The organism is Rhodococcus sp. CH91 (assembly GCF_022554085.1).
Taxonomy (GTDB): Bacteria; Actinomycetota; Actinomycetes; order Mycobacteriales; family Mycobacteriaceae; genus Rhodococcus.
Genome location: NZ_JAKFYR010000007.1, coordinates 166,933 through 191,469 on the forward strand (window position 1 = coordinate 166,933; position 24,537 = coordinate 191,469).

At 67.5% G+C, this 24,537-nt stretch carries 21 protein-coding genes; 17 read left to right on the forward strand and 4 right to left on the reverse strand.

What is annotated here, in order from left to right:
* Positions 1–6: 6 nt before the first annotated feature.
* The 16 genes from MOM01_RS15255 (at position 7) to MOM01_RS15330 (ending at position 18,431) form a co-directional block, all read left to right on the forward strand.
* The gene (locus MOM01_RS15255) at positions 7–405 is read left to right on the forward strand and encodes a hypothetical protein (RefSeq protein WP_241386264.1); all 399 of its coding nucleotides are present in this window, start codon (positions 7–9) and stop codon (positions 403–405) included.
* 296 nt (positions 406–701) lie between these two features.
* Positions 702–1,061, forward strand: coding sequence for an NADH-quinone oxidoreductase subunit A (locus MOM01_RS15260; RefSeq protein ID WP_241386265.1), 360 nt, complete (start codon positions 702–704; stop codon positions 1,059–1,061).
* Positions 1,062–1,103: 42 nt separating this feature from the next.
* Complete coding sequence (locus MOM01_RS15265) at positions 1,104–1,658, forward strand: NuoB/complex I 20 kDa subunit family protein (protein ID WP_241386266.1); 555 nt, start codon at positions 1,104–1,106, stop codon at positions 1,656–1,658.
* Positions 1,655–2,371, forward strand: a complete 717-nt coding sequence (locus tag MOM01_RS15270) for an NADH-quinone oxidoreductase subunit C (RefSeq protein WP_241386267.1) — start codon at positions 1,655–1,657, stop codon at positions 2,369–2,371. Before MOM01_RS15265 ends, MOM01_RS15270 begins: the two co-directional genes overlap by 4 nt.
* Positions 2,372–2,463: 92 nt before the next feature.
* Positions 2,464–3,729 carry an NADH-quinone oxidoreductase subunit D gene (locus MOM01_RS15275; protein WP_241386367.1) on the forward strand — a complete coding sequence of 422 codons (1,266 nt, stop codon included), beginning with the start codon at positions 2,464–2,466 and terminating at the stop codon, positions 3,727–3,729.
* A complete protein-coding gene (gene nuoF / locus MOM01_RS15280) occupies positions 3,726–5,882 on the forward strand; it encodes an NADH-quinone oxidoreductase subunit NuoF (protein WP_241386268.1) in 2,157 nt (718 codons plus the stop codon). Before MOM01_RS15275 ends, nuoF begins: the two co-directional genes overlap by 4 nt.
* Positions 5,879–8,365 carry an NADH-quinone oxidoreductase subunit G gene (locus MOM01_RS15285; RefSeq protein WP_241386269.1) on the forward strand — a complete coding sequence of 829 codons (2,487 nt, stop codon included), beginning with the start codon at positions 5,879–5,881 and terminating at the stop codon, positions 8,363–8,365. Before nuoF ends, MOM01_RS15285 begins: the two co-directional genes overlap by 4 nt.
* Positions 8,362–9,663 carry an NADH-quinone oxidoreductase subunit NuoH gene (nuoH, locus tag MOM01_RS15290; RefSeq protein WP_241386270.1) on the forward strand — a complete coding sequence of 434 codons (1,302 nt, stop codon included), beginning with the start codon at positions 8,362–8,364 and terminating at the stop codon, positions 9,661–9,663. The genes MOM01_RS15285 and nuoH overlap by 4 nt, the downstream gene beginning before the upstream one ends.
* Positions 9,663–10,208, forward strand: a complete 546-nt coding sequence (gene nuoI / locus MOM01_RS15295; RefSeq protein WP_241386271.1) for an NADH-quinone oxidoreductase subunit NuoI — start codon at positions 9,663–9,665, stop codon at positions 10,206–10,208. The genes nuoH and nuoI overlap by 1 nt, the downstream gene beginning before the upstream one ends.
* The gene (locus MOM01_RS15300; protein ID WP_241386272.1) at positions 10,205–10,999 is read left to right on the forward strand and encodes an NADH-quinone oxidoreductase subunit J; all 795 of its coding nucleotides are present in this window, start codon (positions 10,205–10,207) and stop codon (positions 10,997–10,999) included. The genes nuoI and MOM01_RS15300 overlap by 4 nt, the downstream gene beginning before the upstream one ends.
* A complete protein-coding gene (nuoK, locus tag MOM01_RS15305) occupies positions 10,996–11,295 on the forward strand; it encodes an NADH-quinone oxidoreductase subunit NuoK (protein ID WP_241386273.1) in 300 nt (99 codons plus the stop codon). Before MOM01_RS15300 ends, nuoK begins: the two co-directional genes overlap by 4 nt.
* 58 nt (positions 11,296–11,353) lie before the next feature.
* On the forward strand, positions 11,354–13,246 hold the full coding sequence (gene nuoL, locus MOM01_RS15310; RefSeq protein WP_241386274.1) for an NADH-quinone oxidoreductase subunit L: 1,893 nt from the start codon (positions 11,354–11,356) through the stop codon (positions 13,244–13,246).
* 13 nt (positions 13,247–13,259) lie between these two features.
* Complete coding sequence (locus tag MOM01_RS15315) at positions 13,260–14,936, forward strand: NADH-quinone oxidoreductase subunit M (RefSeq protein WP_241386275.1); 1,677 nt, start codon at positions 13,260–13,262, stop codon at positions 14,934–14,936.
* Positions 14,933–16,537, forward strand: coding sequence for an NADH-quinone oxidoreductase subunit NuoN (gene nuoN / locus MOM01_RS15320; protein ID WP_241386276.1), 1,605 nt, complete (start codon positions 14,933–14,935; stop codon positions 16,535–16,537). Before MOM01_RS15315 ends, nuoN begins: the two co-directional genes overlap by 4 nt.
* Positions 16,538–16,619: 82 nt before the next feature.
* The gene (locus MOM01_RS15325) at positions 16,620–16,766 is read left to right on the forward strand and encodes a hypothetical protein (protein WP_241386277.1); all 147 of its coding nucleotides are present in this window, start codon (positions 16,620–16,622) and stop codon (positions 16,764–16,766) included.
* Between the two features lie 75 nt (positions 16,767–16,841).
* Complete coding sequence (locus tag MOM01_RS15330) at positions 16,842–18,431, forward strand: FMN-binding glutamate synthase family protein (RefSeq protein WP_241386368.1); 1,590 nt, start codon at positions 16,842–16,844, stop codon at positions 18,429–18,431.
* A gap of 29 nt (positions 18,432–18,460) precedes the next feature.
* Here the strand turns inward: MOM01_RS15330 and MOM01_RS15335 are convergent, their stop codons facing one another.
* Both MOM01_RS15335 and MOM01_RS15340 read right to left on the reverse strand, forming a co-directional pair.
* Positions 18,461–19,339 (reverse strand): cyclopropane mycolic acid synthase family methyltransferase, encoded by an 879-nt coding sequence (locus MOM01_RS15335; protein WP_241386278.1) that lies wholly within the window; start codon positions 19,337–19,339, stop codon positions 18,461–18,463.
* Positions 19,340–19,515: 176 nt separating this feature from the next.
* Positions 19,516–20,064 carry a potassium channel family protein gene (locus MOM01_RS15340; protein ID WP_241386279.1) on the reverse strand — a complete coding sequence of 183 codons (549 nt, stop codon included), beginning with the start codon at positions 20,062–20,064 and terminating at the stop codon, positions 19,516–19,518.
* 130 nt (positions 20,065–20,194) lie between these two features.
* Here MOM01_RS15340 and ppsA point away from each other — a divergent pair, with 130 nt between their 5' ends.
* Positions 20,195–22,477 (forward strand): phosphoenolpyruvate synthase, encoded by a 2,283-nt coding sequence (ppsA, locus tag MOM01_RS15345; RefSeq protein WP_241386280.1) that lies wholly within the window; start codon positions 20,195–20,197, stop codon positions 22,475–22,477.
* Between the two features lie 59 nt (positions 22,478–22,536).
* On the opposite strand, the gene MOM01_RS15350 is transcribed toward ppsA, so the two are convergent.
* Both MOM01_RS15350 and MOM01_RS15355 read right to left on the reverse strand, forming a co-directional pair.
* Positions 22,537–22,869, reverse strand: coding sequence for a hypothetical protein (locus tag MOM01_RS15350; protein ID WP_241386281.1), 333 nt, complete (start codon positions 22,867–22,869; stop codon positions 22,537–22,539).
* A gap of 205 nt (positions 22,870–23,074) precedes the next feature.
* Positions 23,075–24,508, reverse strand: a complete 1,434-nt coding sequence (locus MOM01_RS15355; RefSeq protein WP_241386282.1) for a flavin-containing monooxygenase — start codon at positions 24,506–24,508, stop codon at positions 23,075–23,077.
* Positions 24,509–24,537 lie beyond the last annotated feature (29 nt).

The following is a 24,537-nucleotide window of genomic DNA, read 5'->3' on the forward strand; positions in this document are numbered from 1 at the left end:
GGGCGCGTGAGCGACTCGCTGCGCATCCTCGTCTACAGCGACGATGCCGCCGTGCGGCAACAGGTTCGTGACGCCCTCGGCACCCGCCTGCATCCGGACCTGCCCCCGCTGCACTATGTCGAGGTCGCCACGCCCCCGGTGGTCGTCGAGCGCATGCAGCGAGGCGACATCGATCTCGCCGTACTCGACGGCGAAGCCGCGCCCGCCGGCGGTATGGGGCTCGCGCGACAACTCGAGGACGAACTCGATCGGTGCCCACCGATCGTCGTCCTGATCGCCCGGGCCGACGACGAATGGCTCGCCCGATGGTCCGGAGCGGAGGTGGCGATGCGCCATCCCGTCGACCCGATCCGCCTCGGTCGGCAGGTGCTCGCCCTGCTCAGCAGCCGTTCCCGCCCCGCCTGACCCTTGCCGACCCCTTCCGGGCCGCAGTCGGCCGTGAGCGGCGACGACGGGACGGAGAATCTACCCTCCTCCCAGGTACCGGTGGACCCGACACGCCGCCTCGAATCGAGCGTGTGAAATCGCGACAAGTCCGACGCGGACACCACTACTCTGTGCCCTAACTCACAACCGCCTGTGGTGCGGAACCCCGATCGGCAGGTCCGGCCGGAACGCACACGACGGAGTGGGTGCGCGGACGACGCACCGCCCGCGACCGGATTCGCGCGAGGAACCGGACGCGAGGAACCGGAGGTGGCATGAACGCATACGTACCGATTCTGGTACTCGGCGGGATCGCGCTCGCCTTCGCGGTCTTCTCCGTCGCGGTGGCGAGCATCGTGGGCCCGCGCAGATACAACCGGGCGAAACTCGACGCATACGAGTGCGGCATCGATCCCACCCCGCAGCCGGCGGGTGGAGGACGTTTTCCGGTGAAGTACTACCTCACCGCGATGCTGTTCATCATCTTCGATATCGAGATCGTCTTCCTGTATCCCTGGGCGGTCCATTTCGACGCACTCGGCGTCTTCGGTCTGGCAGCGATGGCGCTGTTCATGTTCAACGTCTTCGTCGCCTACGCCTACGAGTGGAGACGAGGTGGTTTGACGTGGGACTGACCTGCCACGTTCTCGTACGGCTCGAGAGGAGGTGAGGGAAGGATGGGAATCGAGGAGAAGGTTCCGAGCGGATTCCTGCTCAGCACCGTCGAAACCCTCGCGGGATTCGCGCGCAAGGGTTCCCTGTGGCCCGCGTCGTTCGGTCTGGCGTGCTGCGCCATCGAGATGATGGCCACCGCAGGTGGCCGCTACGACCTCGCACGTTTCGGCATGGAGGCCTTCCGGGCATCGCCACGACAAGCGGACGTGATGATCGTGGCCGGCCGGGTCAGCCAGAAGATGGCGCCCGCGCTGCGCCGTGTCTACGACCAGATGGTCGAGCCGAAGTGGGTGCTCGCGATGGGCGTGTGCGCTTCGTCCGGAGGCATGTTCAACAACTACGCGATCGTCCAGGGTGTCGATCACGTCGTTCCCGTGGACATCTACCTTCCCGGCTGCCCGCCCCGCCCCGAGATGCTCATCCACGCCATCCTGGCGCTGCACGAGAAGATCGCGCAGATGCCCCTGGGCGTGAACCGGGACGAGGCGATCCGTGCCGCCGAGGAAGCCGCACTGACGCAGCGTCCGCTCATCGAACTGACGGTGCCTCCGCGATGACCGATATCGAACGCTCAGGATCCGAGACCGGCGACCGCGCCGACGAGGTGATCGCGGTCCGGCGCGGCATGTTCGGAGTTCGCGGTTCCGGCGACACCAGTGGCTACGGGCGCCTCGTCCGCAGGGTCTCCCTCCCGGACAGCACTGCACGCCCCTACGGTGGCTACCTCGACGAACTCGTCGAGACCATCGAGGATGTGCTCGACGCACAGGCGGGCGAGACCGGCGCGGGTTACGCGCAGGCAGTGGAGAAGATCGTCGTCGATCGCCACCAGATGACGGTCTTCGTACGGCGCGAACACCTGCCCTCGGTCGCTCGCGTCCTGCGCGATCACCCGGATCTGAGATTCGAGCTGTGTCTCGGGGTGAGCGGGGTGCACTACCCGCAGGAGGCGGGACGCGAACTGCACGCGGTGTACCCCCTGGTCTCGATCACCCACAACCGCAGGGTGCGTCTGGAAGTAGCGATCCCCGACAGCGACCCCCACGTCCCGTCCGTCCACCGGATCTACCCGACGAACGACTGGCACGAACGGGAGACCTACGACTTCTTCGGGATCGTCTTCGACGGCCACCCGGCGCTCACCCGTATCCAGATGCCCGACGACTGGCGTGGGCATCCTCAACGCAAGGACTACCCGCTCGGCGGAATTCCGGTGGAGTACAAGGGTGCCCGAATCCCGCCGCCCGACGAACGGAGGGCGTACTCGTGACGAACGATTCTGCCGCCACCGATGCCGTCACCCCCCTCGACGCCGTTCCCGTCCCCGATGCCGACCCCGCTGGGGACGCCGTCTTCGACGCCGTGGGACGCGACTGGGACGAACTCGCCACCGCCGTCCGCGACAGCGGCGAGGACCGCATCGTCGTCAACATGGGCCCGCAGCATCCGTCCACCCACGGCGTCCTGCGACTGATCCTCGAGATCGAAGGTGAGACCGTCACCGAGGCGCGCTGCGGAATCGGCTACCTCCACACCGGGATCGAGAAGAACCTCGAATACCGGAACTGGACCCAGGGCGTCACATTCGTCACCCGCATGGACTACCTCGCTCCCTTCCACAACGAGACGGCCTACTGCCTCGGCGTCGAAAAACTGCTCGGCATCGACGATCTCGTTCCCGAGCGGGCCCAGATCGTCCGGGTGATGCTCATGGAACTCAACCGCATCTCCTCGCATCTCGTGGCACTCGCCACCGGCGGCATGGAACTCGGCGCCACGACTCCGATGCTCTTCGGCTTCCGCGAGCGTGAACTCGTCCTCGACGTCTTCGAGGCGGTCACCGGGCTGAGGATGAACCACTCCTACATCCGTCCGGGCGGACTGGCCCAGGACCTGCCGGACGAGGCGATCCCCATGATCCGCGACCTGCTGGCGCTCCTGCCGGGTCGGCTCGCCGATCTCGAAGCGCTGTTCACCGACAACCCCATCTTCATCTCCCGTACCCGCGACATCGGGTGCCTCGATCTCACCGGCTGCATGGCACTCGGGGTCACCGGGCCGATACTGCGCTCGACCGGACTGCCCTACGACCTGCGGCGTGCCGAACCCTATTGCGGATACGAGAACTACGAGTTCGAGGTCGTCACCGCCGACGGATCCGATTGCTATGCACGCTATCTCGTCCGGATCGGCGAGATGCGCGAGTCGCTGAGGATCGTCGAGCAGTGCCTGGACCGGCTGCGTCCCGGCCCCGTCATGGTGCAGGACGGCAAGATCGCCTGGCCGTCCCGGCTCGAACTCGGCCCGGACGGACTCGGCAACTCGCCCGCGCACATCCGCCGCATCATGGGCGAGTCGATGGAAGGGCTGATCCATCATTTCAAGCTCGTCACCGAAGGCATCCGGGTACCGGCGGGCCAGGTCTACGTCGGTGTCGAATCGCCTCGCGGTGAACTCGGCGTGCACATGGTCAGCGACGGCGGCACGCGTCCGTACCGCGTGCACTATCGCGACCCGTCGTTCACGAACCTGCAGGCCGTCGCTGCGATGTGCGAGGGCGGAATGGTCTCCGATGTCATCGCCGCCGTGGCCAGCATCGACCCGGTGATGGGGGGAGTGGATCGATGAGCACCGAATTCGCGGGCACCGCCGGAACAGCGGGCACGGAGAAGACCACGGCCGCAGTGCCGATGACCGAACCGGCGGCGCGCGAACCGGTCCTCGTACCGCTCGGACCGCGACCCGACGAGGACACCTTCCTCGCGCCGCCCGGCGCGCCACGCCGATATCCCGACGGTGTCCGCACCCGCCTCGACGCCGACGCGGACGTGATCGTCGCCCGCTATCCGCATCCGAGATCCGCCCTGCTGCCGCTCCTGCACCTCGTCCAGGCGGAGGACGGCTACATCACACCGGCCGGCATCCGCTTCTGCGCCGAGCGGCTCGGGCTGACCACCGCCGAGGTGGCCGCCGTCTCCACCTTCTACACCATGTACCGCCGCTCGCCGACGGGCCGCCATCACGTCGGGGTGTGCACGAACGCCCTGTGCGCGACCATGGGTGGCGACGAGATCTTCTCCGCGCTGTGCACCCGTCTCGGCGTCGGGCACGACGAGACCACCGCGGACGGCGCGATCACCCTCGAACACATCGAATGCAACGCGGCCTGCGACTACGCCCCGGTGATGACCGTCGACTGGGAACTGTTCGACAACCGGACCGTCGACACCGCTCTCGCGCTCGTCGACGAACTGCGCGCGGGTGGCCGGCCGGACCCGACGCGCGGCGCGCCTCTGCGTACCTTCCGCGAGACGTCGCGCCTGCTCGCCGGGTTCCCCGACGACAGACCCGGTGCCCTCGCCGCCGCCGGCACCGCCGGTCCGGCCTCCCTCGCAGGTCTGCACCTCGCGCGCGAACACGATATGCGCGCACCGGATCCGCAGGACGACCCCGGATCCGCATCATCTCCATCCGGTCTCACCCCCGTCCTCACTCGATACTGGGACGAACCGCACGCATGGACGCTCGAGGCGTACCGCCGCCACGGTGGATACGAGGCGCTGCCCCTGGCTCTCGGCTCGGATCCCGACGCCGTGATCCGCGCGGTCAAGGATGCCGGACTGCGAGGCCGGGGCGGTGCCGGCTTCTCCACCGGAACCAAGTGGTCGTTCATTCCGCAGGGCGACGACAAGCCGCACTATCTCGTCGTCAACGCCGACGAATCCGAGCCCGGTACCTGCAAGGACATCCCGTTCATGCTCGCGACACCGCACGCGCTGATCGAAGGTGCGATCATCGCCGCGTACGCGATCCGCGCCCACCACGCCTTCGTCTACCTGCGCGGTGAGGCCGTACCGGTGCTGCGACGATTGCACGCCGCGGTCGCCGAGGCCTACGACGCCGGATATCTCGGACGCGACATCCTCGGCTCCGGATACGATCTCGAACTCGTCGTGCACGCAGGTGCCGGGGCGTACATCTGCGGCGAGGAGACCGCACTGCTCGACTCCCTCGAAGGCCGACGGGGACAGCCGCGCCTGCGCCCGCCCTTCCCCGCGGTCGCCGGTCTCTACGCGTGTCCCACAGTGGTCAACAACGTCGAGTCCGTCGCCAACGTCCCGCCGATCGTTCGCAACGGCGTGGACTGGTACCGCTCGATGGGGACCGAGAAATCACCGGGCTTCGCGCTGTTCTCCCTCTCCGGGCACGTGACGACACCGGGCCAGTACGAGGCACCACTCGGCATCACCCTGCGGGAACTGCTCGGTTACGCCGGTGGGGTCCGTGCCGGGCGCCGGGTGAAGTTCTGGACCCCCGGTGGCTCGTCGACACCGATCTTCACCGACGAGCATCTCGATGTGCCCCTCGACTACGAGAGCGTGGCCGCCGCGGGATCGATGCTCGGCACCCGGGCGTTGCAGATCTTCGACGACACCACCTGTGTGGTCCGCACCGTCCTGCGCTGGACCGAGTTCTACGCGCACGAATCGTGCGGCAAGTGCACGCCGTGCCGGGAAGGCACGTGGTGGCTCGTGCAGATCCTCGACCGCCTCGAACACGGGCGGGGCACCGAGGCCGATCTGGAGAAACTGCTCGACATCTCCGACAACATCCTCGGCCGTGCCTTCTGCGCCCTGGGCGACGGAGCGACCAGCCCGATCACGTCGTCGCTGAAGTACTTCCGGGACGAATACCTCGCGCACTTCGAACAGGGCGGATGCCCGTTCGACCCGCACCTGTCGACGCTCGCCGTCGCATCCGGGGAAGGAGACGAGCGATGACCACTCTGCCCGGCGCGGGCGCCGACAAGGCCGGCACGGCCCATCTGGTGGGTGTGACCATCGACGGCACCGAGATCGCCGTGCCCAAGGGCACACTCGTGATCCGAGCCGCGGAACTGATCGGCGTCCACATCCCCCGATTCTGCGACCACCCGCTGCTCGAACCGGTCGGCGCGTGCCGGCAATGCCTCGTCGACGTCGAAGGCCAACGTAAACCGCTCGCCTCCTGCACCACCGTGGTGACCGACGGAATGGTGGTACGCACCCAGCTCACCTCGCCGGTGGCGGACAAGGCCCAGCGCGGAGTGATGGAACTGCTGCTCATCAACCATCCGCTCGACTGTCCGGTGTGCGACAAGGGCGGTGAATGCCCGCTGCAGAACCAGGCGATGTCCAACGGCCGGGCCGAGACCCGATTCGAGGACACCAAACGTACCTATCCGAAACCCATCGCGATCTCCTCCCAGGTGCTGCTCGACCGTGAGCGCTGCGTGCTGTGCGCGCGATGCACCCGCTTCGCGGACCAGGTCGCGGGGGACCGGTTCGTCGACATGCTCGACCGCGGCGCGCTCCAGCAGGTGGGCATCTACACGGAGGAACCCTTCGAGTCCTACTTCTCGGGCAACACCGTCCAGATCTGTCCCGTCGGTGCACTCACGGGTGCCGCCTATCGTTTCCGTGCCCGCCCGTTCGACCTGATCTCGACCCCGAGCGTGTGCGAACACTGTGCGAGTGGCTGTGCCCAGCGCACGGATCACCGTCGTGGGGCGGTGCTGCGGCGTCTCGCCGGGGACGATCCCGAGGTCAACGAGGAATGGAACTGCGACAAGGGGCGCTGGGCCTTCACCTACGCCACCGCGGACGACCGCATCACCACTCCACTGGTACGCGACGACACCGGCGCGCTCGTCCCGGCGTCCTGGACCGAGGCGCTGGGGGTCGCGGCCCGAGGATTGGCGTCGGCACGCGGCAGGGCCGCGGTGCTGACCGGGGGCCGGCTCACCGTCGAGGACGCCTACGCGTATGCGAAGTTCGCGCGAACCGCGCTCGGCACGAACGACATCGACTTCCGCAGCCGTGCGTTGTCGGACGAGGAAACGGACTTCCTCGCCGCTCGGATCGCCGGGCGACGCCTCGAGGTCACCTACGCGGACGTCGAAGCCGCCCCCACCGTGCTGCTCGCCGGATTCGAACCCGAGGAGGAGTCGCCGATCGTCTTCCTGCGACTGCGCAAGGCGGTTCGACGCAACGGCATGCAGGTGATCGCGATCGCACCGTTCGCCTCCCGCGGACTGCGGAAGCTGTCGGCACGACTCCTCACGAGCGTTCCCGGGGGCGAAGCCGTTCTCCTCGACGATCTGCGGGTCGCCGAGGCCGACGGGACGTCCACGATCGCGACCGCGGCCGCGGGACTGCGCCGGCCCGGCGCGATCGTACTGGTGGGGGAGCGGGCAGCCGGTTCGCCCGGCATGCTCTCTGCCGCTGCCGCACTCGCCGACGCGACCGGTGCGCGGCTGGCCTGGATACCGCGACGCGCCGGTGATCGCGGTGCTCTCGAGTCGGGTGCCTTCCCCGTCCTGCTGCCCGGCGGCAGGCCCGTGGACGATCCCCGGGCCCGGCACGAGGTCGAAGCCGCCTGGGGCCTGCCGTCCGGCGCTCTTCCGCAGCATCGAGGCCGCGACAGCGCCCGCATCCTCGCAGCCGGTGTGGCAGGGGAGTTGTCGGCGCTCGTCGTCGCCGGGGTCGATCCCGACGACCTGCCCGATCCCGACACCGCTCGCGCCGGCATCGACGGGGCCGGATTCGTCGTGAGCCTGGAAGTGCGGCACAGCGCGGTGACCGCGCGGGCCGACGTCGTCTTCCCCGTCGCACCCGTGGCCGAGAAGGCGGGCAGCTTTCTCGACTGGGAGGCGCGTGAGCGCGTGTTCCCGGCCGCGCTCCGCGATACCGGGGCGCTGCCCGACCACCGGGTGCTCGCTGCGATCGCCGAGACGATGGATCTCGGCGGCGCACCCCACGGCCACGAGGAACTGCGTGACGAACTCGCGAGACTCGGGCCGTGGGGTGGTGCGATTCCCGGGACGACCGAGGTCGTCCCGCAGGCACCGGCGCGTCCCGTACTCGGTGAGGCGGTCCTCGCCACCTGGCGGATGCTCCTGGACACGGGCCGATTGCAGGACGACGAACCGCACCTCGCCGGAACGGCCCACCCGCCCGTCGCCCGGTTGTCGGCAGCGACCGCCGCGGAGATCGGGGCCACCGAACACGAACTGCTGACCGTCTCCACCGCGCGAGGATCGGTCGCCCTGCCCCTGGTGTTCGACGATCTGCCCGAGCGTGTCGTCTGGTTGCCGACCGCATCACCGGGCTCGCGGGTGCACGCCGATCTCGGGGTCACTTCCGGCGACATCGTCCGGATCCGGGGCGGCGCGACCACCGCGGCGAGCGCGGGTACCGGCTCCGGTGAGGAGACCCCGCGATGACCGCCGCAGCGCAGGGCCCTGTGGATCTGTCGATGTTCGGGGTCGACCCGTGGTGGCTCGTGGTCCTGAAAGCGCTGGCGATCTTCGCCTTCCTGGTCCTGACCACCCTCGTGCTCATCCTCGCCGAACGCAAGGTCATGGCCTGGATGCAGATGCGTGTCGGTCCCGACCGCGTCGGGCCGAAGGGACTGCTGCAGACGGTCGCGGACGGACTGAAACTCGCTCTCAAGGAGGGCATCACGCCGGCCGGTGTCGACAAGCCGGTCTATCTGCTCGCACCTGTCATCGCGACGGCCCCGGCATTCATGGCGTTCGCGGTCGTCCCGTTCGGTCCCGAGGTGTCGATCTTCGGTACGCGAACGCCTCTGCAACTCACGGACCTACCGGTCGCCGTGCTCTATGTTCTCGCGGTCACCTCGGTGGGTGTCTACGGGATCGTTCTCGCCGGATGGGCATCGGGCTCGACCTACCCCCTGCTCGGCGGACTCCGCTCGACCGCACAGGTCATCTCCTACGAGATCGCGATGGGGCTCGCGTTCGCCGCGGTCTTCCTGCAGGCGGGCACGATGTCGACCTCGGGGATCGTCGCCGCGCAGGGCGGTTTGTGGTTCGTCGTGCTGTTGCTTCCGTCGTTCCTGGTGTATTCGGTGTCGATGGTCGGGGAGACCAATCGCGCTCCCTTCGACCTGCCCGAAGCCGAAGGCGAACTCGTGGGCGGTTTCCACACCGAGTACTCGTCGTTGCGTTTCGCGATGTTCATGCTCGCCGAGTACGTGAACATGGTGACCGTCTCGGCACTCGCGACCACTCTCTTCCTCGGTGGATGGCACGCCCCGTGGCCGCTGACGGTGTGGAGCGGCGCGAATTCGGGGTGGTGGCCGCTGTTGTGGTTCGTCCTCAAGGTGTGGCTCGTGCTGTTCGTCTTCGTGTGGTTGCGCAGCACGCTGCCCCGCTTGCGGTACGACCAGTTCATGGCGCTGGGCTGGAAACTGCTCATTCCTGTCTCGGTGGTGTGGGTGATGGTCGTCGCCGTGCTGCGTCTCCTCGACACCGACGGTGTACTTCCCGGCACGGCGAGTCTCGTCGTCGCCGGACTGTTGTCGACGGCACTGCTGTTCGCCTGGCTCCTCCGGCGGGGACAGCGGGAACGGCGTGCGGCCGCGACCGTCGGGCAGAACCGGACCGGTGAGCACTTCGACGCCATGGCCGGAGGATTTCCCGTGCCACCCCTGCCTTCTCGATCGCCCACGGGATCGAGTCCACCCGCTTCGGCGGCCCGCATCCCAGGAGGATCGTGATGGTCGAGTTCCGCGGCCCACTGGCCGGTTTCGGTGTGACGCTCACGACGATGTTCAAGAAGCCCAACACCGAAGGTTATCCGGAGGAGAAGAAGCCCACCGCGGCCCGCTATCACGGGCGGCACCAGCTGAACAGATATCCGGACGGCCTCGAGAAGTGCATCGGCTGCGAACTGTGCGCGTGGGCGTGCCCGGCCGACGCCATCCACGTCGAAGGGGCCGACAACACCGACGAGGAGCGGTATTCGCCGGGTGAACGCTACGGCCGGGTCTACCAGATCAACTATCTGCGGTGCATCGGCTGTGGACTCTGCATCGAGGCGTGCCCCACACGCGCACTCACGATGACCAACGAGTACGAGATGGCCGACGACAACCGGACCGACCTGATCTACGAGAAGGACCGGCTGCTTGCACCGCCGGAGCCCGGAATGCAACTGCCTCCACACCCCCTGGCGCCCGGTACCACCGACGAGGACTACTACCGGGGCGAGATCCCCGTCCCGGAACACGCGTCTGCGGGCGACGGGGAGGAGCGACGATGACCACCGCCCTGCTGGCAGCCGAGGTCGGCACCACGTCGAGCGGTGAGGCCGTGCAGTTCTGGATCCTCGGTGCCGTCGCCGTGCTCGGTGGTCTCGGCGTCGTCGTCGCATCGAAGGCCGTGTATTCGGCGTTGTTCCTGGCCATGACGATGATCGTGCTGGCAGTCTTCTACATCGCGCAGGACGCTGCCTTCCTCGGTGTGGTGCAGGTCGTCGTGTACACCGGCGCGGTCATGATGCTGTTCCTGTTCGTGTTGATGCTCGTCGGTATCGACTCGTCCGATTCGCTCGTCGAGACCATCAGGGGGCAGCGCGTTCTCGCGATCGTCGTGGCGCTCGGATTCGCGGTGATGCTGATCGGCGGGATCGGGAACACCGCGGTGGGCGGATTCGCGGGACTCGACGAGGCGAACGCCGGAGGTAACGTCGAAGGCCTCGCCGTGCTGCTTTTCATCGACTACGTCTGGGCGTTCGAACTCACCGGCGCGCTGCTCATCACCGCCACCGTGGGAGCCATGGTGCTCGCCCACCGGGAACGGCTGCAGCCCCGGCAGACCCAGCGCGAACTCGCCGAACGCCGTTTCCGGGAAGGGGAGCGGGTCACGCCGCTGCCCGCTGCGGGGGTCTACGCCCGGCACAACGCCGCCGACGTACCGGCTCTGCTTCCGGACGGCTCGTTCTCCGAGCTGTCGGTCGGTGACCTGCTCGGCCGCATCGGGCGTGACTGGGATCGCACCCGGCTCGGCCTGCCGGAACCGGGTGACGGCGAGCCGGGGAAGGACCGTCGATGAACCCCGAGAACTATCTCTACCTGTCCGCGCTGCTGTTCACCATCGGAGCGGTGGGAGTTCTGGTCCGCCGCAACGCCATCGTCGTGTTCATGTGTATCGAGCTGATGCTCAACGCTGCCAATCTGGCGTTCGTGACCTTCGCGCGCATGCACGGGAATCTCCACGGCCAGGTGTTCGCCTTCTTCACGATGGTCGTCGCGGCCGCCGAGGTGGTCGTCGGTCTCGCCATCATCGTGACCATCTTCCGGACGAGGCGATCCGCCTCGGTCGACAACGCGGATCTGCTCAAGTACTGACCACCCGGACGAGGACGGTGCGTGTGAGAGCCAACGACGAGCCGAGAGGACACACAGCATGAGTTCGTTCCTGGCCTCGGCATTGTGGTCGATACCCGCGCTGCCCCTCGCGGGCGCAGTGGTGCTCCTGCTCCTCGGGCGCCGCAGCGACGGCTGGGGGCACCTGCTCGGATGCACCACCGCATTCGCCTCGTTCGTGCTCGGCGTCGCGATGTTCGCCGGCATGCTCGGGCTCGAGGCGAGCGAGCGCCGTGCGCAGCAGACCCTGTTCACCTGGGTGCCGGTCGAGGAACTGCAGGTCGATTTCGGCCTCCGGCTCGACGCGTTGTCGATCTGTTTCGTGCTGCTGATCACCGGCGTGGGCTCACTGATCCACCTCTACTCGGTGGGTTACATGGCGCACGACCCCGAGCGCCGGAAGTTCTTCGCCTATCTCAACCTGTTCCTCGCGGCGATGCTGGTGCTCGTCCTCGCCGACAACTTCCTCGTCCTCTATCTCGGATGGGAAGGGGTCGGTCTCGCCTCCTACCTGCTCATCGGCTTCTGGCAGTACAAGCCGACCGCGGCGACCGCAGCGAACAAGGCGTTCGTCGTCAACCGCGTCGGAGACATGGGGCTTCTCGTCGCCCTCATGATCGTGTTCACGACCTTCGGCAGCCTCGACTACGACACGGTGTTCGCCGCGGTCCCCGAGGCGGGGGAAGGCGTCGTGACGGCGATCGGCCTGTGCCTGCTCCTGGCGGCGTGCGCGAAATCCGCGCAGCTCCCGCTGCAGTCGTGGCTCGGCGACGCCATGGAAGGACCCACCCCGGTCTCGGCTCTCATCCACGCCGCGACCATGGTCACCGCCGGTGTCTACCTCGTCACCCGCGCGAACGCGATCTTCGACGCGGCGCCGGCGGCGCGACTGGCCGTGGTGATCGTCGGCGCGTCGACCCTGTTGTTCGGCGCGATCATCGGCTGTGCCAAGGACGACATCAAGAAGGCGCTCGCCGCCTCGACGATGAGTCAGATCGGGTACATGGTGCTCGCCGCCGGACTCGGTCCCGCGGGGTATGCCTTCGCGATTCTCCACCTGCTCACCCACGGGTTCTTCAAGGCGGGACTGTTCCTCGGTGCGGGTTCGGTGATGCATGCGATGAACGACGAGACCGACATGCGCCGGTTCGGGGGATTGCGCACGGTCATGCCGATCACCTTCGTCACCTTCGGCCTGGGTTATCTCGCGATCATCGGGATTCCGCCGTTCTCCGGCTTCTTCTCCAAGGACAAGATCATCGAAGTCGCCTTCGGAGTGGGAGGGTTCGACGGCATCGTGCTGGGTGTCGTGACCCTGCTGGGCGCGGGACTGACAGCCTTCTACATGACCCGCGTGATGATCCTGACCTTCTTCGGCGACCGGCGGTGGGCACCCGACGCCGAGCCGCACGAGTCGCCGACGGTGATGACCTGGCCGATGATCGCGCTGGCCTTCGGATCCGTAGGCGCCGGTGGCCTGCTCGTGCTCGGTGGAGCCCTGCAGCACTGGCTCGAACCCGTCGTCGGCTACGACCACCACGAAGGCGGTCTGCCGGTCTGGCTCGTCACCGCGCTCACCTTGGCGGTCGTACTCGCCGGAGTCGCGGTGGCCTGGCGCGGGTACGCGCGCGAGCCGGTCCCCGAGACCGCCCCCGCGGCGGTGTCGGCGCTGACGACCGCCGCGCGCCGCGACCTCTACGGAGACGACGCGAACGAAGCCCTGTTCATGCGTCCCGGACAGGGGATGGTGCGCACGCTGGTCGGGGTGGAATCCGCCGAGATCGACGGCGCGGTCACCGGCATGGCCGCCGGGATCGGTGCATTCTCGCGCGGGCTCCGGCGGACGCAGACCGGTTTCGTCCGTTCGTACGCGCTGTACATGTTCGCCGGCGCGACCGTCGTGGTTGGCGCGCTCGTGCTGGCGACGATGTGATGGGGGTGTATCGGTGACCGTTCCCTGGCTGACGATCCTGTGGGTCCTTCCGCTCCTCGGAGCGGCCGCCGTAGCGGCTCTGCCCGCACGCCGGGGCGCCGCCGTCCGGCCGATCGCCGTGGGCGTGTCGATCGCGGTACTGCTCGTGGGGGTGATCGTCGCTGCCGGATTCGACCCGACGGGGGAGCGCTTCCAGTTCGTCGAATCGTACGAGTGGATCCCGTCCTTCGGCGCCGGCTACCGCCTGGGGATCGACGGTATCGCTCTGGTGCTGGTGCTGCTGACCGCCGCGCTCGTTCCGCTGCTCCTGCTGGCCGGCTGGCACGACCATCGAGCCGCCGACGAGGAGATCGGTCGCACCCGTCCCCGCTCCGTGCACACCTATGCGGCACTGATCCTGCTCGTCGAGTCGATGGTCCTCGTCTCGTTCACCGCGCTGGACACCCTGCTGTTCTACGTGTTCTTCGAGGCGATGCTCGTTCCCATGTACTTCCTCATCGGTGGTTTCGGCTCGCCGGGCACCGCTCGTGCGGATCGAGCGCGCGCCGCGGTGAAGTTCCTGCTGTACAACCTGGCCGGTGGCCTGGTGATGCTGGCTGCCCTCATCGGCCTGTACGTGGTCACCGCACGGTCCGGGCTGGGGGAGACCGCGGGAGTGGGCACCTTCGACATCCGCGTCGTCACCGCCGCCGCGACGTCCGGAGAGCTCGATGCGACCCCCTTCGTGCTCGGTGCGTTGTGCGCGGGCTTCCTGTTCGCGTTCGCCGTCAAGGCACCCCTGTGGCCGCTCCACGGCTGGCTTCCGGACGCGGCCGTGCGGACCACGCCGGTCGCCGCGGTGCTCATGATGGCCGTGGTGGACAAGGTCGGCACCTTCGGGATGCTGCGCTACTGTCTGCAGCTCTTCCCCGAGGCCTCGGTGGCCTTCGCGCCGGTGGTGGTCACCCTCGCCGTAATCGGGATCATCTACGGTGCGATGCTGGCGATCGGCCAGACCGACGTGATGCGGTTGATCGCCTACACCTCGATCTCGCACTTCGGATTCATCGTCCTCGGCATCTTCGCATTGACAAGCCAGGGGCAGTCGGGTTCGACGCTGTACATGGTCAATCACGGAATCTCCACGGCCGCACTGTTCCTCATCGCGGGATTCCTGGTCTCCCGCCGCGGCAGCCGCACGATCGCGGCATACGGCGGCGTACAGAAGATCGCCCCGGTCCTCGCCGGGACCTTCCTCGTCGCCGGGCTGGCGACCCTCTCCCTGCCCGGACTCGCCCCCTTCGTCAGTGAGTTCCTCGTCCTCGTCGGTACCTATCCCCGCTATCAGGTCGCCGCGGTGATCGCGACACTCGCGCTCGTCCTCTCGGCGCTGTACGTCCTGTGGCTCTACCAACGCATGATGGGCGGTCCCGTGCGCCTCCCGGCCGGTCCGGCCCGGGGCGACGCCGGCGAGGGAGAGGACCGCGTGGCCGACCTGGTGCCGAGGGAGATCGTCGTCGTCGCGCCGCTGATCGCCTTGCTGCTCGTGCTGGGGATATATCCGAAACCGGCACTCGACATCATCACTCCGGCGGTCGACGACACGCTCGTCTCGATCGACATCTCGCAGCCCGAGCCGGTGATACCCCCGGACCGTCCCGTCGCCGAGGACGGCGTTCTCCCACCCGCCCCGGAGGAAGGTGACGAATGAACCCGTCCGACGGCATCGCCGTTCTTGCCGCATCCATTCCTGCTCCGGCGATCGACTACGGTCTCGTCGCGCCGATCCTGATCGTGTTCGCCGCCGCCGTCGCCGGCGTACTCGTCGAAGCGTTCGTGCCGGCCTCCGCGCGCTATTCCACACACGTCGTTCTGTCGACGGTTGCGATCGTCGCGGCTTTCGTCGTGGTCCTGACGCTCGCCGGGACACGCGCGACGACCCTGTCGGGTGCGGTCGTGATCGACGGGCCGGCGCTCTTCGTGCAGGGGGCGATCCTGATCGTGGCGTTGCTGTCGGTCGCTCTGGTCGCCGAACGCACGACGGAACCTGCTCGTGTGGAAGCGGATTCCCGCGCAGCGGTCGGCGCACAGCTCGACGCGTTCGTGCCTCAGGCGTCGGCGATCCCCGGGACCGCCGCCGAACGGCACGCGGCCGCGGCGGGCGTTACGCGAACGGAGGTCTTTCCGCTCGTGCTGTTCGCCGTGGGCGGGATGCTCGTGTTCCCCGCCTCGAACGACCTGCTGACCATGTTCGTCGCCCTCGAAGTACTGTCGTTGCCGCTGTATCTCCTGTGCGGACTCGCACGCCGGCGCCGGTTGCTCTCCCAGGAAGCGGCTCTGAAGTACTTCCTGCTGGGGGCGTTCTCGTCGGCCTTCTTCCTGTACGGGGTGGCCATGTTGTACGGCTACGCCGGTACGGTTCGTCTCCGCGGCATCGCCGACGCGATCGATGCCGGCGCGGGGAACGAGACCACGGCACTGATCGGGGTGGGGCTGCTGGCGGTGGGGCTGCTGTTCAAGATCGGTGCGGTGCCCTTCCATTCGTGGACACCGGACGTGTACCAGGGGGCCCCGACCCCGGTGACGGCGTTCATGGCGGCGGCGACGAAGATCGCCGCTTTCGGGGCACTGCTGCGCGTGCTCTATGTCGCCGTGCCCGGTGCCGCCGACCAGTGGCGCCCGATCCTGTGGGCCGTGGCGATCGCGACGATGCTCGTCGGCGCGGTACTGGCGGTGACGCAGAACGACATCAAGCGGATGCTCGCGTACTCGGCGATCAGTCACACCGGGTTCGTGCTGACCGGTGTCGTCGCGGGTACTGCGTCCGGTGTCTCGTCCACCCTGTTCTACCTGCTCGTCTACGGCATCGGCACGGTCGGGGTTTTCGCCGTCGTGACCCTGGTCCGCGATCACGACGGGGAGGCGTGGGAGCTGACACGGTGGGCCGGTCTCGGGCGACGCTCACCGGTGCTGGGAACCGCCTTTGCGTTGTTTCTGCTGTCCCTGGCAGGGATCCCGCTGACGAGCGGGTTCATCGCGAAGTTCGCCGTCTTCGGCGCGGCGATCTCGGGGGGTGCGGCGCCGCTCGTGATCGTCGGTGTGCTCGCCAGCGCGGTCGCAGCCTATTTCTACGTCCGCGTCATCGTGCTGATGTTCTTCACCGAACCGCCGTCGGGTGCTCCGAGAGTCGTGACCTCGGCCGTGGCCACAGGTGCGGTCGTCGCGTTCGCGGCTGTGATCACCGTGGTGCTCGGTATCCTGCCGCAACCGGTCCTCGATCTCACGGACGGGGCGTCGCTGTTCGTGTGGTGACCCGATCGCCGGACGATCCTCGGTTCCCTCACCCCGTATGGTTGGAATTGCAGGTGCGAACTCGTCCGCGGAAGGACAACCCATGGGAATGCTCGGCAAGGTCCTCAAGAGCGCTGCGGCGGTCAAGGCGATCCAGGTCGTCCGCCGCGAAGCCGCCAAGCCGGAGAACCAGCGCAAGGCCAAGGACATGATCACCAAGTTGCGGCAGCAGCGCGGTCGCTCGCACTGAGCGGTGGTCGCGCGAAGCGGCAGCCCGTGCTGCTCGGTGCGCGACCGTGTGACGGGAGCCGGGAGACGGTGACCCCTGGTGCGTTTCTTCCTCGTAGGACTTCTCGGTCTCGTTGTGGTGGCAGCCGTTGTTGCCGCCACCGTCGGCGCATGGGAATGGTGGATCCCGGCGCTCCTTCTGGCGGTCGTGCTGGTGGTCGCCCTCCATGATCTCGTACAACGGCGGCATTCCGTGCTGCGCAATTATCCGGTGCTCGGACATGTGCGCTACCTGCTCGAGAGTGTGCGGCCGGAGTTCCAGCAGTATTTCGTCGAACGGAACTTCGACGGGCGCCCGTTCGACAGGGACGTGCGCACCGTGGTCTACGAACGCGCCAAGGGTATCCACGGCGAACTGTCGTTCGGAACCGAGCGCGACGTCTACGAGGTCGGTTACGAGTATCTGGTTCATTCGACGGCGCCGGTGCCGGAACCCGAGGAACCACCTCGGGTGACGGTGGGCGGACCCGACTGTGCTCGGCCGTACTCGATGTCGCTCCTGAACGTGTCCTCGATGAGTTTCGGCGCACTGTCGAGCAATGCGATCAGGGCGTTGAATCGTGGAGCAGCAGCCGGTCGATTCGCTCACGACACCGGAGAGGGCGGACTGACGCCCTACCATCTCGAAGGCGGCGGGGACCTCGTCTGGGAAATCGGCTCGGGGTATTTCGGCGCCCGCACGCGCGACGGACACTTCGATCCCTCGCAGTTCGCGGACAGATCCGCGCACGATCACGTGAAGGCCGTCTCGCTCAAACTCAGCCAGGGCGCGAAGCCCGGAGTCGGAGGTGTTCTTCCGGCGGCCAAGGTCAGCGACGAGATCGCGCGTTACAGAGGCGTTCCCGCTCACGAGAAGTGCGTCAGCCCTGCCGCGCACACGGCCTTCACCACTCCCTGCGAGCTCGTTCGTTTCGTCGCCCGGCTCAGGGAACTGGCCGGAGGAAAACCGGTGGGTTTCAAGCTCTGCGTCGGCTCCCGTATCGAACTGCTCGCACTCTGCAAGGCGATGCTCCTGGAGGGTACGACGCCCGATTTCATCATCGTCGACGGTGCGGAGGGGGGCACTGCCGCAGCTCCTCTCGAATACGAGGACAACGTGGGTCTGCCTCTCACCGACGGTCTGACGACCGTCCACAACGCACTCGTTGCCACCGGCTTGCGAGATCGGATCGCGGTCGGTGCGAGCGGTAAGGTCGCGACGGGCAACGACATCGTGAAGCGACTGATCCAGGGAGCGGACTACACCAATTCGGCGCGGGCGATGATGATGGCGATCGGGTGCATCCAGGCGCAGCGTTGCCATACGAACATGTGCCCCGTGGGGGTGGCGACACAGGATCCCGCGCGGGCGCGAGCTCTCGATGTGGCGGACAAATCGTTACGTGTGCAGAGATATCACGCGAGCACGGTGCGGCAGGCGGTTCAGATCATGGCGTCCATGGGAGCACACGAGCCGAGCGGACTGACGACGGACATGCTGCGGAAGAGGGTGGCTCCCAGTACTGTTCGTTCGTACAGTGAACTCTACGAATGGCTCGGTCGGGGTGAACTCCTGGCCGATCCGCCTGCCACCTGGGCGGCGGACTGGCGTGCCGCCACGCCGGAGTCCTTCCGGTGCGCCCGGTGAGGTGACTGTGGAAGGGCCGTCTTCGCGCGTCACGTCGGAAGTGACTGCTTCACGAGGGTGAACTGCTGGACGTCGATGAGGCGCCGCCGGAAGTTCGCAGCGCAACCGGTGAGATAGCGGAGGTACCGCTGGTAGACCTCCTCGGAGGCCAGCTGCACCGCATCGTCGTGTTGTTCTTCGAGGGCCTTCGCCCACAGGTCGAGGGTACGGGCGTAATGCGGCTGCAAGGATTCGATGTTCTGCACCCAGAAGCCGTGACGCTGGCCGCCGAAGATGATCTGGTCCCGTTCGGGAAGCTGACCTCCCGGGAAGATCTCCCTCATGATGAACCGGAGGAAGAGCGCGTCGTCGCGGGTGACCGCCACCTTCATCGCTTCGAGCTGGGGGCGGGAGTGCCCGACGATGGTGTGCAGCAGCATCCGCCCGTCCTCGGGAAGAATGCGCGACACCCGTTCGAAGAACATGTCGTAGCGCTGCCGGCGGAAATGCTCGAACGCTCCGATGCTCACGATCCGGTCCACGGGCTCGTCGAAGTCCTCCCAGCCCTGCAGCCGCACCTCGGCACTGCGCCCGCCGGACGACATCCGTGAAAGCAGTCCCGACACGTGCTCGTACTGATTGCGGCTCAGTGTCAGACCGATGACGTCGACGTCGTAGTGTTCGGCCGCCCGCATCATCGTCGAGCCCCACCCGCAACCGATGTCGAGAAGTCGCATCCCGGGCCGCAGGTCGCACTTGCGGAGAGCGAGGTCGATCTTCGCGCGTTGTGCCTCCTCGAGGCTCATGTCGTCGCGTTCGAAGTACGCGCAGCTGTACGTCCGCGTGGGGTCGAGGAACAGTTCGAAGAATTCGTCGGACAGGTCGTAGTGTGACTGCACCTTCTCGTAGAACGGGGTCGGATTCGGCATCGGGCCCTACTTTCCGCGGCGGACCCGGAGCCCATCCGGGTCTTCGGCAAGGTGGACATCCCGCTCGGGCATACATCGGGACGCATCGATACTGCGCCCCGAAGTGCTCCGGCCACAGCGAAACGAGGAAGCCGAAGCCCCACCGAGTCACGAAGCGAGCGGCACCGCCGTCTCGCTCACCGTCCTCCGTCGTCGGTCCGGGGATTGCGGCGCCGCCACTGCACAGCGGCTGTGAGCAACCGGATCCCGAGCGCGAGGAGGATCAGATTGAAGACCATCTGTGCCGAGACGACGGCGCGTGCGGGTTCGCTCACGGCCGCGATGTCCCCGAATCCCACGGTCGAGAACACGGTCAGGCAGAAGTAGAGAGCGTCGAGGCGCGACAGCGGTTCGGTGAAACAGTCCGGATCCGCCACGGACATCCGGAGATAGACGGTGGCGAACACCAGCAGATAGACCGATACGGTCGCGGTGAGCGCTTCGATCGCCTGGACCGCCGGATACTGCGCGGCGAGAATCCTGCGGATCTGCCACCAGCCGACCGCCAGGACGGCGAGCCCACCCGCGGCGAGAACCAGAGCGCCGGAGAGATCGCGAACGTGTTCGAGGGGAACGACGAAGTAGACGCCGAACAGGACGAGCGCGGTGACCGTCGGGCGTGCCACGGCGATCAGGATCAGCCGTTTCCGCTCCCGGGGGCCGGGTGGTCGCGGAGAATCGATCATGACGGTCCTGTTCCGGGATGGCTGCCTTCGCCCTACGGTATCCAGCTCGGCGAGGCGACGACGAGAAGATCGGGTATCCGGGCCGGACCGTCACGGTCCACTGGGGGCGGCGAGCCGTGGGGAGTCATCGATGGCCGAGCACAATCTCTGGGTCCGACCGATCGAGGAGGTGGGCGCCGCCGACGCGCCCACGATCGGAGGGAAATCCGCGAACCTGGGAGAACTCACTCGCGCAGGCTTCCCGGTGCCTGCCGCATTCGCTGTCACCACCGACGCCTATCTCGACGCGATGGACGCCGCGGGGGTCCGCGCCGAGCTGGCGGCCGCGGCGGTGCCCGATCCCGACATCGACGACGCCACATTGATCAGCACGTCCGCCGCACTCGCGGCCCTGGTCACCGACGCGACCGTCCCCGACGCGATGCGCACGGTGATCGTGTCCGCCTACGAGCGGCTCGGTCCGGACGTGCCGGTGGCGGTACGTTCGTCGGCGCCGGCCGAGGACGCCTCGGACACCTCGTTCGCCGGGATCCACGAGTCGTACACGAACATCGTCGGTGCCGACGCCGTGATCCGTGCGGTGCAGGCCTGCTGGGCGTCGCTGTGGTCGGAACGGGCACGAACCTATCGCGGACTGCGTGGGGTGACCGACGAACCGTCCATCGCCGTGGTCGTCCAGGTGATGGTGAAATCCGAGTCGTCCGGGGTGGCGTTCACCGCCGATCCCCGCACCGGTGATGTCGACCGCATCGTGGTCGAAGCGGCGCTCGGTCTCGGCGAGGTCGTCGTCGGTGGGCAGGTCGAGCCCGACACCTATGTGGTCGCCAAGGACACCTTCGAGGTGCTCGACGTGCACCTCGGCCGTCAGGAGTTCCGGATCGAGTCCACCGACAGCGGGGACAGCCGTGTCTCCGTCGATCCCGCCCGGCGCATCCGGGTGCTCGACGACGAGCGACTCGGGCGCGTCGCGCGCATGGCCGCGCGAATCGAGAAACACTACGGACACCCTCAGGACCTCGAGTTCGCGTTCGCGGAGGACGAGTTGTGGATCGTGCAGACCCGCCCGATCACGACACTCGACCCGCCCACGTCCGCCGTGTCGTCGGGGAACGGCGATGCACGACCGCTGCTGACCGGCCTCGGAGCCGGCCCCGGGACGGCGACCGGTCGTGTCCGGGTTCTGCACGAACTCTCCGACGGTAAGCGCCTGGGCGCCGGGGAGATCATCGTTGCACCCATGACGCGTCCGGACTGGTTGCCGATCCTGCGACGCGCGGGTGGCATCGTCACCGACGGCGGTGGCATCACCTGCCACGCCGCGATCGTCGGACGGGAACTCGGCAAACCCGTCGTGGTCGGGACACGCGCCGCCACCACCGACCTGCGCGACGGGCAGGTGATCACTGTGGACGGTGACGCCGGGGTGGTGTTCGACGGCGACGTCTCCGCCGCGGTCCGCCCAGCCACGACCGTCTCCGCGCCGGTGCGCTCGGATGGCCCCACAACAGTCACGGCGACCGCGGTCTACGTCAATCTTGCGACCCCGGACGCCGCGGAGTCGGTCGCCGCGACGGATGTCGACGGCGTCGGCCTTCTGAGGGCCGAATTCATGATCACCGAGGCTCTCGCGGGTGAGCACCCCTCACATATGATCGCGCAAGGCCGCCGCGAGGAGTACGTCGAGAAGATGGCGGAAGGCGTCGCGACGATCGCGGCTGCGTTCGCGCCGCGTCCGGTCGTGTACCGGGCGATCGACCTGCGCAGCAACGAATTCGCCGATCTCGAAGGAGGCGAGGTCGAGCCCGAGGAGCAGAATCCGATGATCGGTTATCGCGGATGTTTCCGCTACGTGCGAGACCCCGATCTGTTCTCGCTGGACCTCGATGTGCTGCACCGCGTTCGGAACGCGCATCCGAACGTGCACCTGATGATCCCGTTCGTGCGTACCCGCTGGGAACTGCGGGAATGCCTCGCGCAGCTCGACCGGCACCCACTCGGGTCCGACCCGCGCATGCTGCGGTGGATCATGGCCGAGGTGCCGTCCGTCGTCTACTGGCTGCCGGAGTACGCGAAGCTCGGCATCCACGGGGTCTCCATCGGCAGCAACGACCTCACGCAACTGATGCTCGGCGTGGATCGGGACTCGGAGGTCTGCAAGGACCTCTTCGACGCCATGGACCCGGCCGTCCTCGACGCGATCGATCGGATCATCGAACGAGCATCAGCGGCCGGGTTGACGACCTCGTTGTGCGGTCAGGCAGTCTCGACGAGTACCGACTTCGCCGAGCATCTCGTGCGGCGCGGGATCACCTCGGTGTCCGTCACACCCGACGCCGCGGTGCAGACGAGACGGACCGTCGCCCGTGCCGAACAGCGCATCCTCGTCGACAGGGCCCGCGACGCCGATGGGTGATCGGCGCCGATAGCAGCAGACGCCCCCAGCAGTCGGACACCACGGATAGTGGTGTGCCGTCATCGCATCCGCAGTGGACGACGGTAGGTCAGATCCCAGAGTTCGGTTCCGTGCCCGACCTGCGTCCACCCGTCGTCCTCGATCCGTTGCTGCAACTCGGCGAGACTTTCGTGCAGTCCCGGAACCCACTCCTCACGCGGAGATTCGTATCCCCATCCGCGCGGTACGGGAAATGTCGGACCCCGATAGCGCGGTTCCTCGCCGACGACCCCGACGAATCGCATATAGGCGTTACCCGATTGGGAGGACAGGGTCGCGAACAGTGCGGCCCACCAGTGCCGGGCGCCGACCTCCTCCAGTTCCACCCGCAATGTCTCGTTGTCGTCGGGCATGTCGTTCTCCTTCTCCGATGACCGGCCGGGCCCTGGCTGCCGGGCTGCGATATCCGCCCCTGTACGACGATCACGCGTGCGCACGGGCGGCGAGATCGATATGACGAAACCGAAACACACAGAGCCTCGTACCTGGGCGACCACGAACACGGGAGGAAACGCGTACAGCTTCGCGATCCTGCTTCGGCGGAGCCCGCTACGACCGTCACCCCGTGCGGAGTGACGCTCGAAGGGGTGTGTAGTTCCGGGAATCGAATGTTCTCGTGTTCAGGCGGTAGCGCCATGTGGGTCCGGGCCAGATGGAGCGGTTGAGTCCTTCGCGGTCGAGATACCAGCTGTGGCAGCCGCCCCGGGTCCACGTGGTCGCAGCCGAGTCGCGGTGGACGCGTGCGGTGGATCGGTCGTGCGCTTCTGCGCGTACGACCAGTGCGTCGACGCCGGCACGGTCGGTGGCGTCGAGTGCGGCTGCGATGTAGCGAAATTGGCATTCGAGCATGAACAGCAGGGATGTGTGACCGACTCCGGTGTTCGGTCCACCGAGGAGGAAGGCGTTGGGTAACCCGGCGACGGTGATGCCCAGATGTGCTGTGGCTCCGTCGCGCGCCCAGATCTCCTGCAGCGTCGTCCCGTTCCGGCCGTGGATCGGCATCCGCATCAGGGCTGCGGAGACCCGGAATCCGGTGGCGTGGACGAGGACGTCGATCTCGTGCCGGCGTCCGTCGGCGGTGTGGACGGAGTCGCCGGTGAGTTCGGTGACGGGGGAGGTCACCAGGCTGGTGGCAGGGTGGTTCAGTGCGGGATAGAAGGTGTCGGAGAAGACGATGCGCTTGCAGCCGATCCGATAGGACGGGGTCAGGGCCTGTCGTAGGCCGGGGTCGGGGACCTGTCCGTGAAGGTGGCGCAGGGCACGAGCCTCGAGGGCTGCGCGGTGTCGCTTCGAGCCGGTCAGCGCGGGCACGAGGGTTTCGTTGCGCCAGTATTCGACGGCTCGTCGCGCACGGTGGGGCAGTGGGAGCCGGGTGCGGGGCCGCGGGAGGACCCAGGCGGGGGTGCGCTGGAACACCGTGACCCGGCTACCGAGATCGGTGAGGGCCGGGATCACCTGAGCGGCGCTGGCGCCGGTGCCCACGACACCGACACGTGCCTCCGTCAGGTCGAGATCGTGGTTCCAGCGGGCGGTGTGCAGCACGGGGCCGGTGAAGGTGCCGGGGATGCGGGGAATGCGGGGAGTGTCGAGTGCGCCTGTGGCCAGGACGAGGAATCGGGCGCGCACTGTGGCGGTGTGGGTACGGATGTGCCAGCGGGCCTCGTCTTCGTCCCATCGGCAGTCGATGACCTCGGCGCGATAATCGAGCCGGGCGGTCCGTCGGACCTGGTCGGCGAGATGCCGTGTGTGGTCCAGGATGTCGTGTTGTCCGGCGCGTCCGCTGCTCCAGCCGGGCAGCCGCGTGAAGGAGTAGCTGTACAGGGCGGGGTGGATGTCGCATTCGCATCCGGGATAGGTGTTCTCGCGCCAGGTGCCGCCCGGGCCGGCACTGCGTTCGAGGACGTGCACTGTGCGTCCTCTGGCGGCGAGGTGGAGGGCGGCGCCGAGCCCGGCGAGGCCGGCTCCGACGACGAGTACTTCGGTGTCGATCACTTGAACAGTGTTCAATAACTGCGGTTGCC

Excerpts from the sequence above, each read along its gene's own strand:
- ppsA (WP_241386280.1), top strand. The coding sequence starts at position 20,195 with ATGGCCGAGCACAATCTCTGGGTCCGACCGATCGAGGAGGTGGGCGCC.
- MOM01_RS15300 (WP_241386272.1), top strand. The coding sequence starts at position 10,205 with ATGACCACCGCCCTGCTGGCAGCCGAGGTCGGCACCACGTCGAGCGGT.
- nuoN (WP_241386276.1), top strand. The coding sequence starts at position 14,933 with ATGAACCCGTCCGACGGCATCGCCGTTCTTGCCGCATCCATTCCTGCT.
- MOM01_RS15270 (WP_241386267.1), top strand. The coding sequence starts at position 1,655 with ATGACCGATATCGAACGCTCAGGATCCGAGACCGGCGACCGCGCCGAC.
- MOM01_RS15350 (WP_241386281.1), bottom strand. The coding sequence starts at position 22,869 with ATGCCCGACGACAACGAGACATTGCGGGTGGAACTGGAGGAGGTCGGC.
- MOM01_RS15285 (WP_241386269.1), top strand. The coding sequence starts at position 5,879 with ATGACCACTCTGCCCGGCGCGGGCGCCGACAAGGCCGGCACGGCCCAT.
- MOM01_RS15340 (WP_241386279.1), bottom strand. The coding sequence starts at position 20,064 with ATGATCGATTCTCCGCGACCACCCGGCCCCCGGGAGCGGAAACGGCTG.
- nuoF (WP_241386268.1), top strand. The coding sequence starts at position 3,726 with ATGAGCACCGAATTCGCGGGCACCGCCGGAACAGCGGGCACGGAGAAG.
- nuoH (WP_241386270.1), top strand. The coding sequence starts at position 8,362 with ATGACCGCCGCAGCGCAGGGCCCTGTGGATCTGTCGATGTTCGGGGTC.
- nuoI (WP_241386271.1), top strand. The coding sequence starts at position 9,663 with ATGGTCGAGTTCCGCGGCCCACTGGCCGGTTTCGGTGTGACGCTCACG.
- MOM01_RS15325 (WP_241386277.1), top strand. The coding sequence starts at position 16,620 with ATGGGAATGCTCGGCAAGGTCCTCAAGAGCGCTGCGGCGGTCAAGGCG.
- MOM01_RS15335 (WP_241386278.1), bottom strand. The coding sequence starts at position 19,339 with ATGCCGAATCCGACCCCGTTCTACGAGAAGGTGCAGTCACACTACGAC.
- MOM01_RS15260 (WP_241386265.1), top strand. The coding sequence starts at position 702 with ATGAACGCATACGTACCGATTCTGGTACTCGGCGGGATCGCGCTCGCC.
- nuoL (WP_241386274.1), top strand. The coding sequence starts at position 11,354 with ATGAGTTCGTTCCTGGCCTCGGCATTGTGGTCGATACCCGCGCTGCCC.
- nuoK (WP_241386273.1), top strand. The coding sequence starts at position 10,996 with ATGAACCCCGAGAACTATCTCTACCTGTCCGCGCTGCTGTTCACCATC.
- MOM01_RS15265 (WP_241386266.1), top strand. The coding sequence starts at position 1,104 with ATGGGAATCGAGGAGAAGGTTCCGAGCGGATTCCTGCTCAGCACCGTC.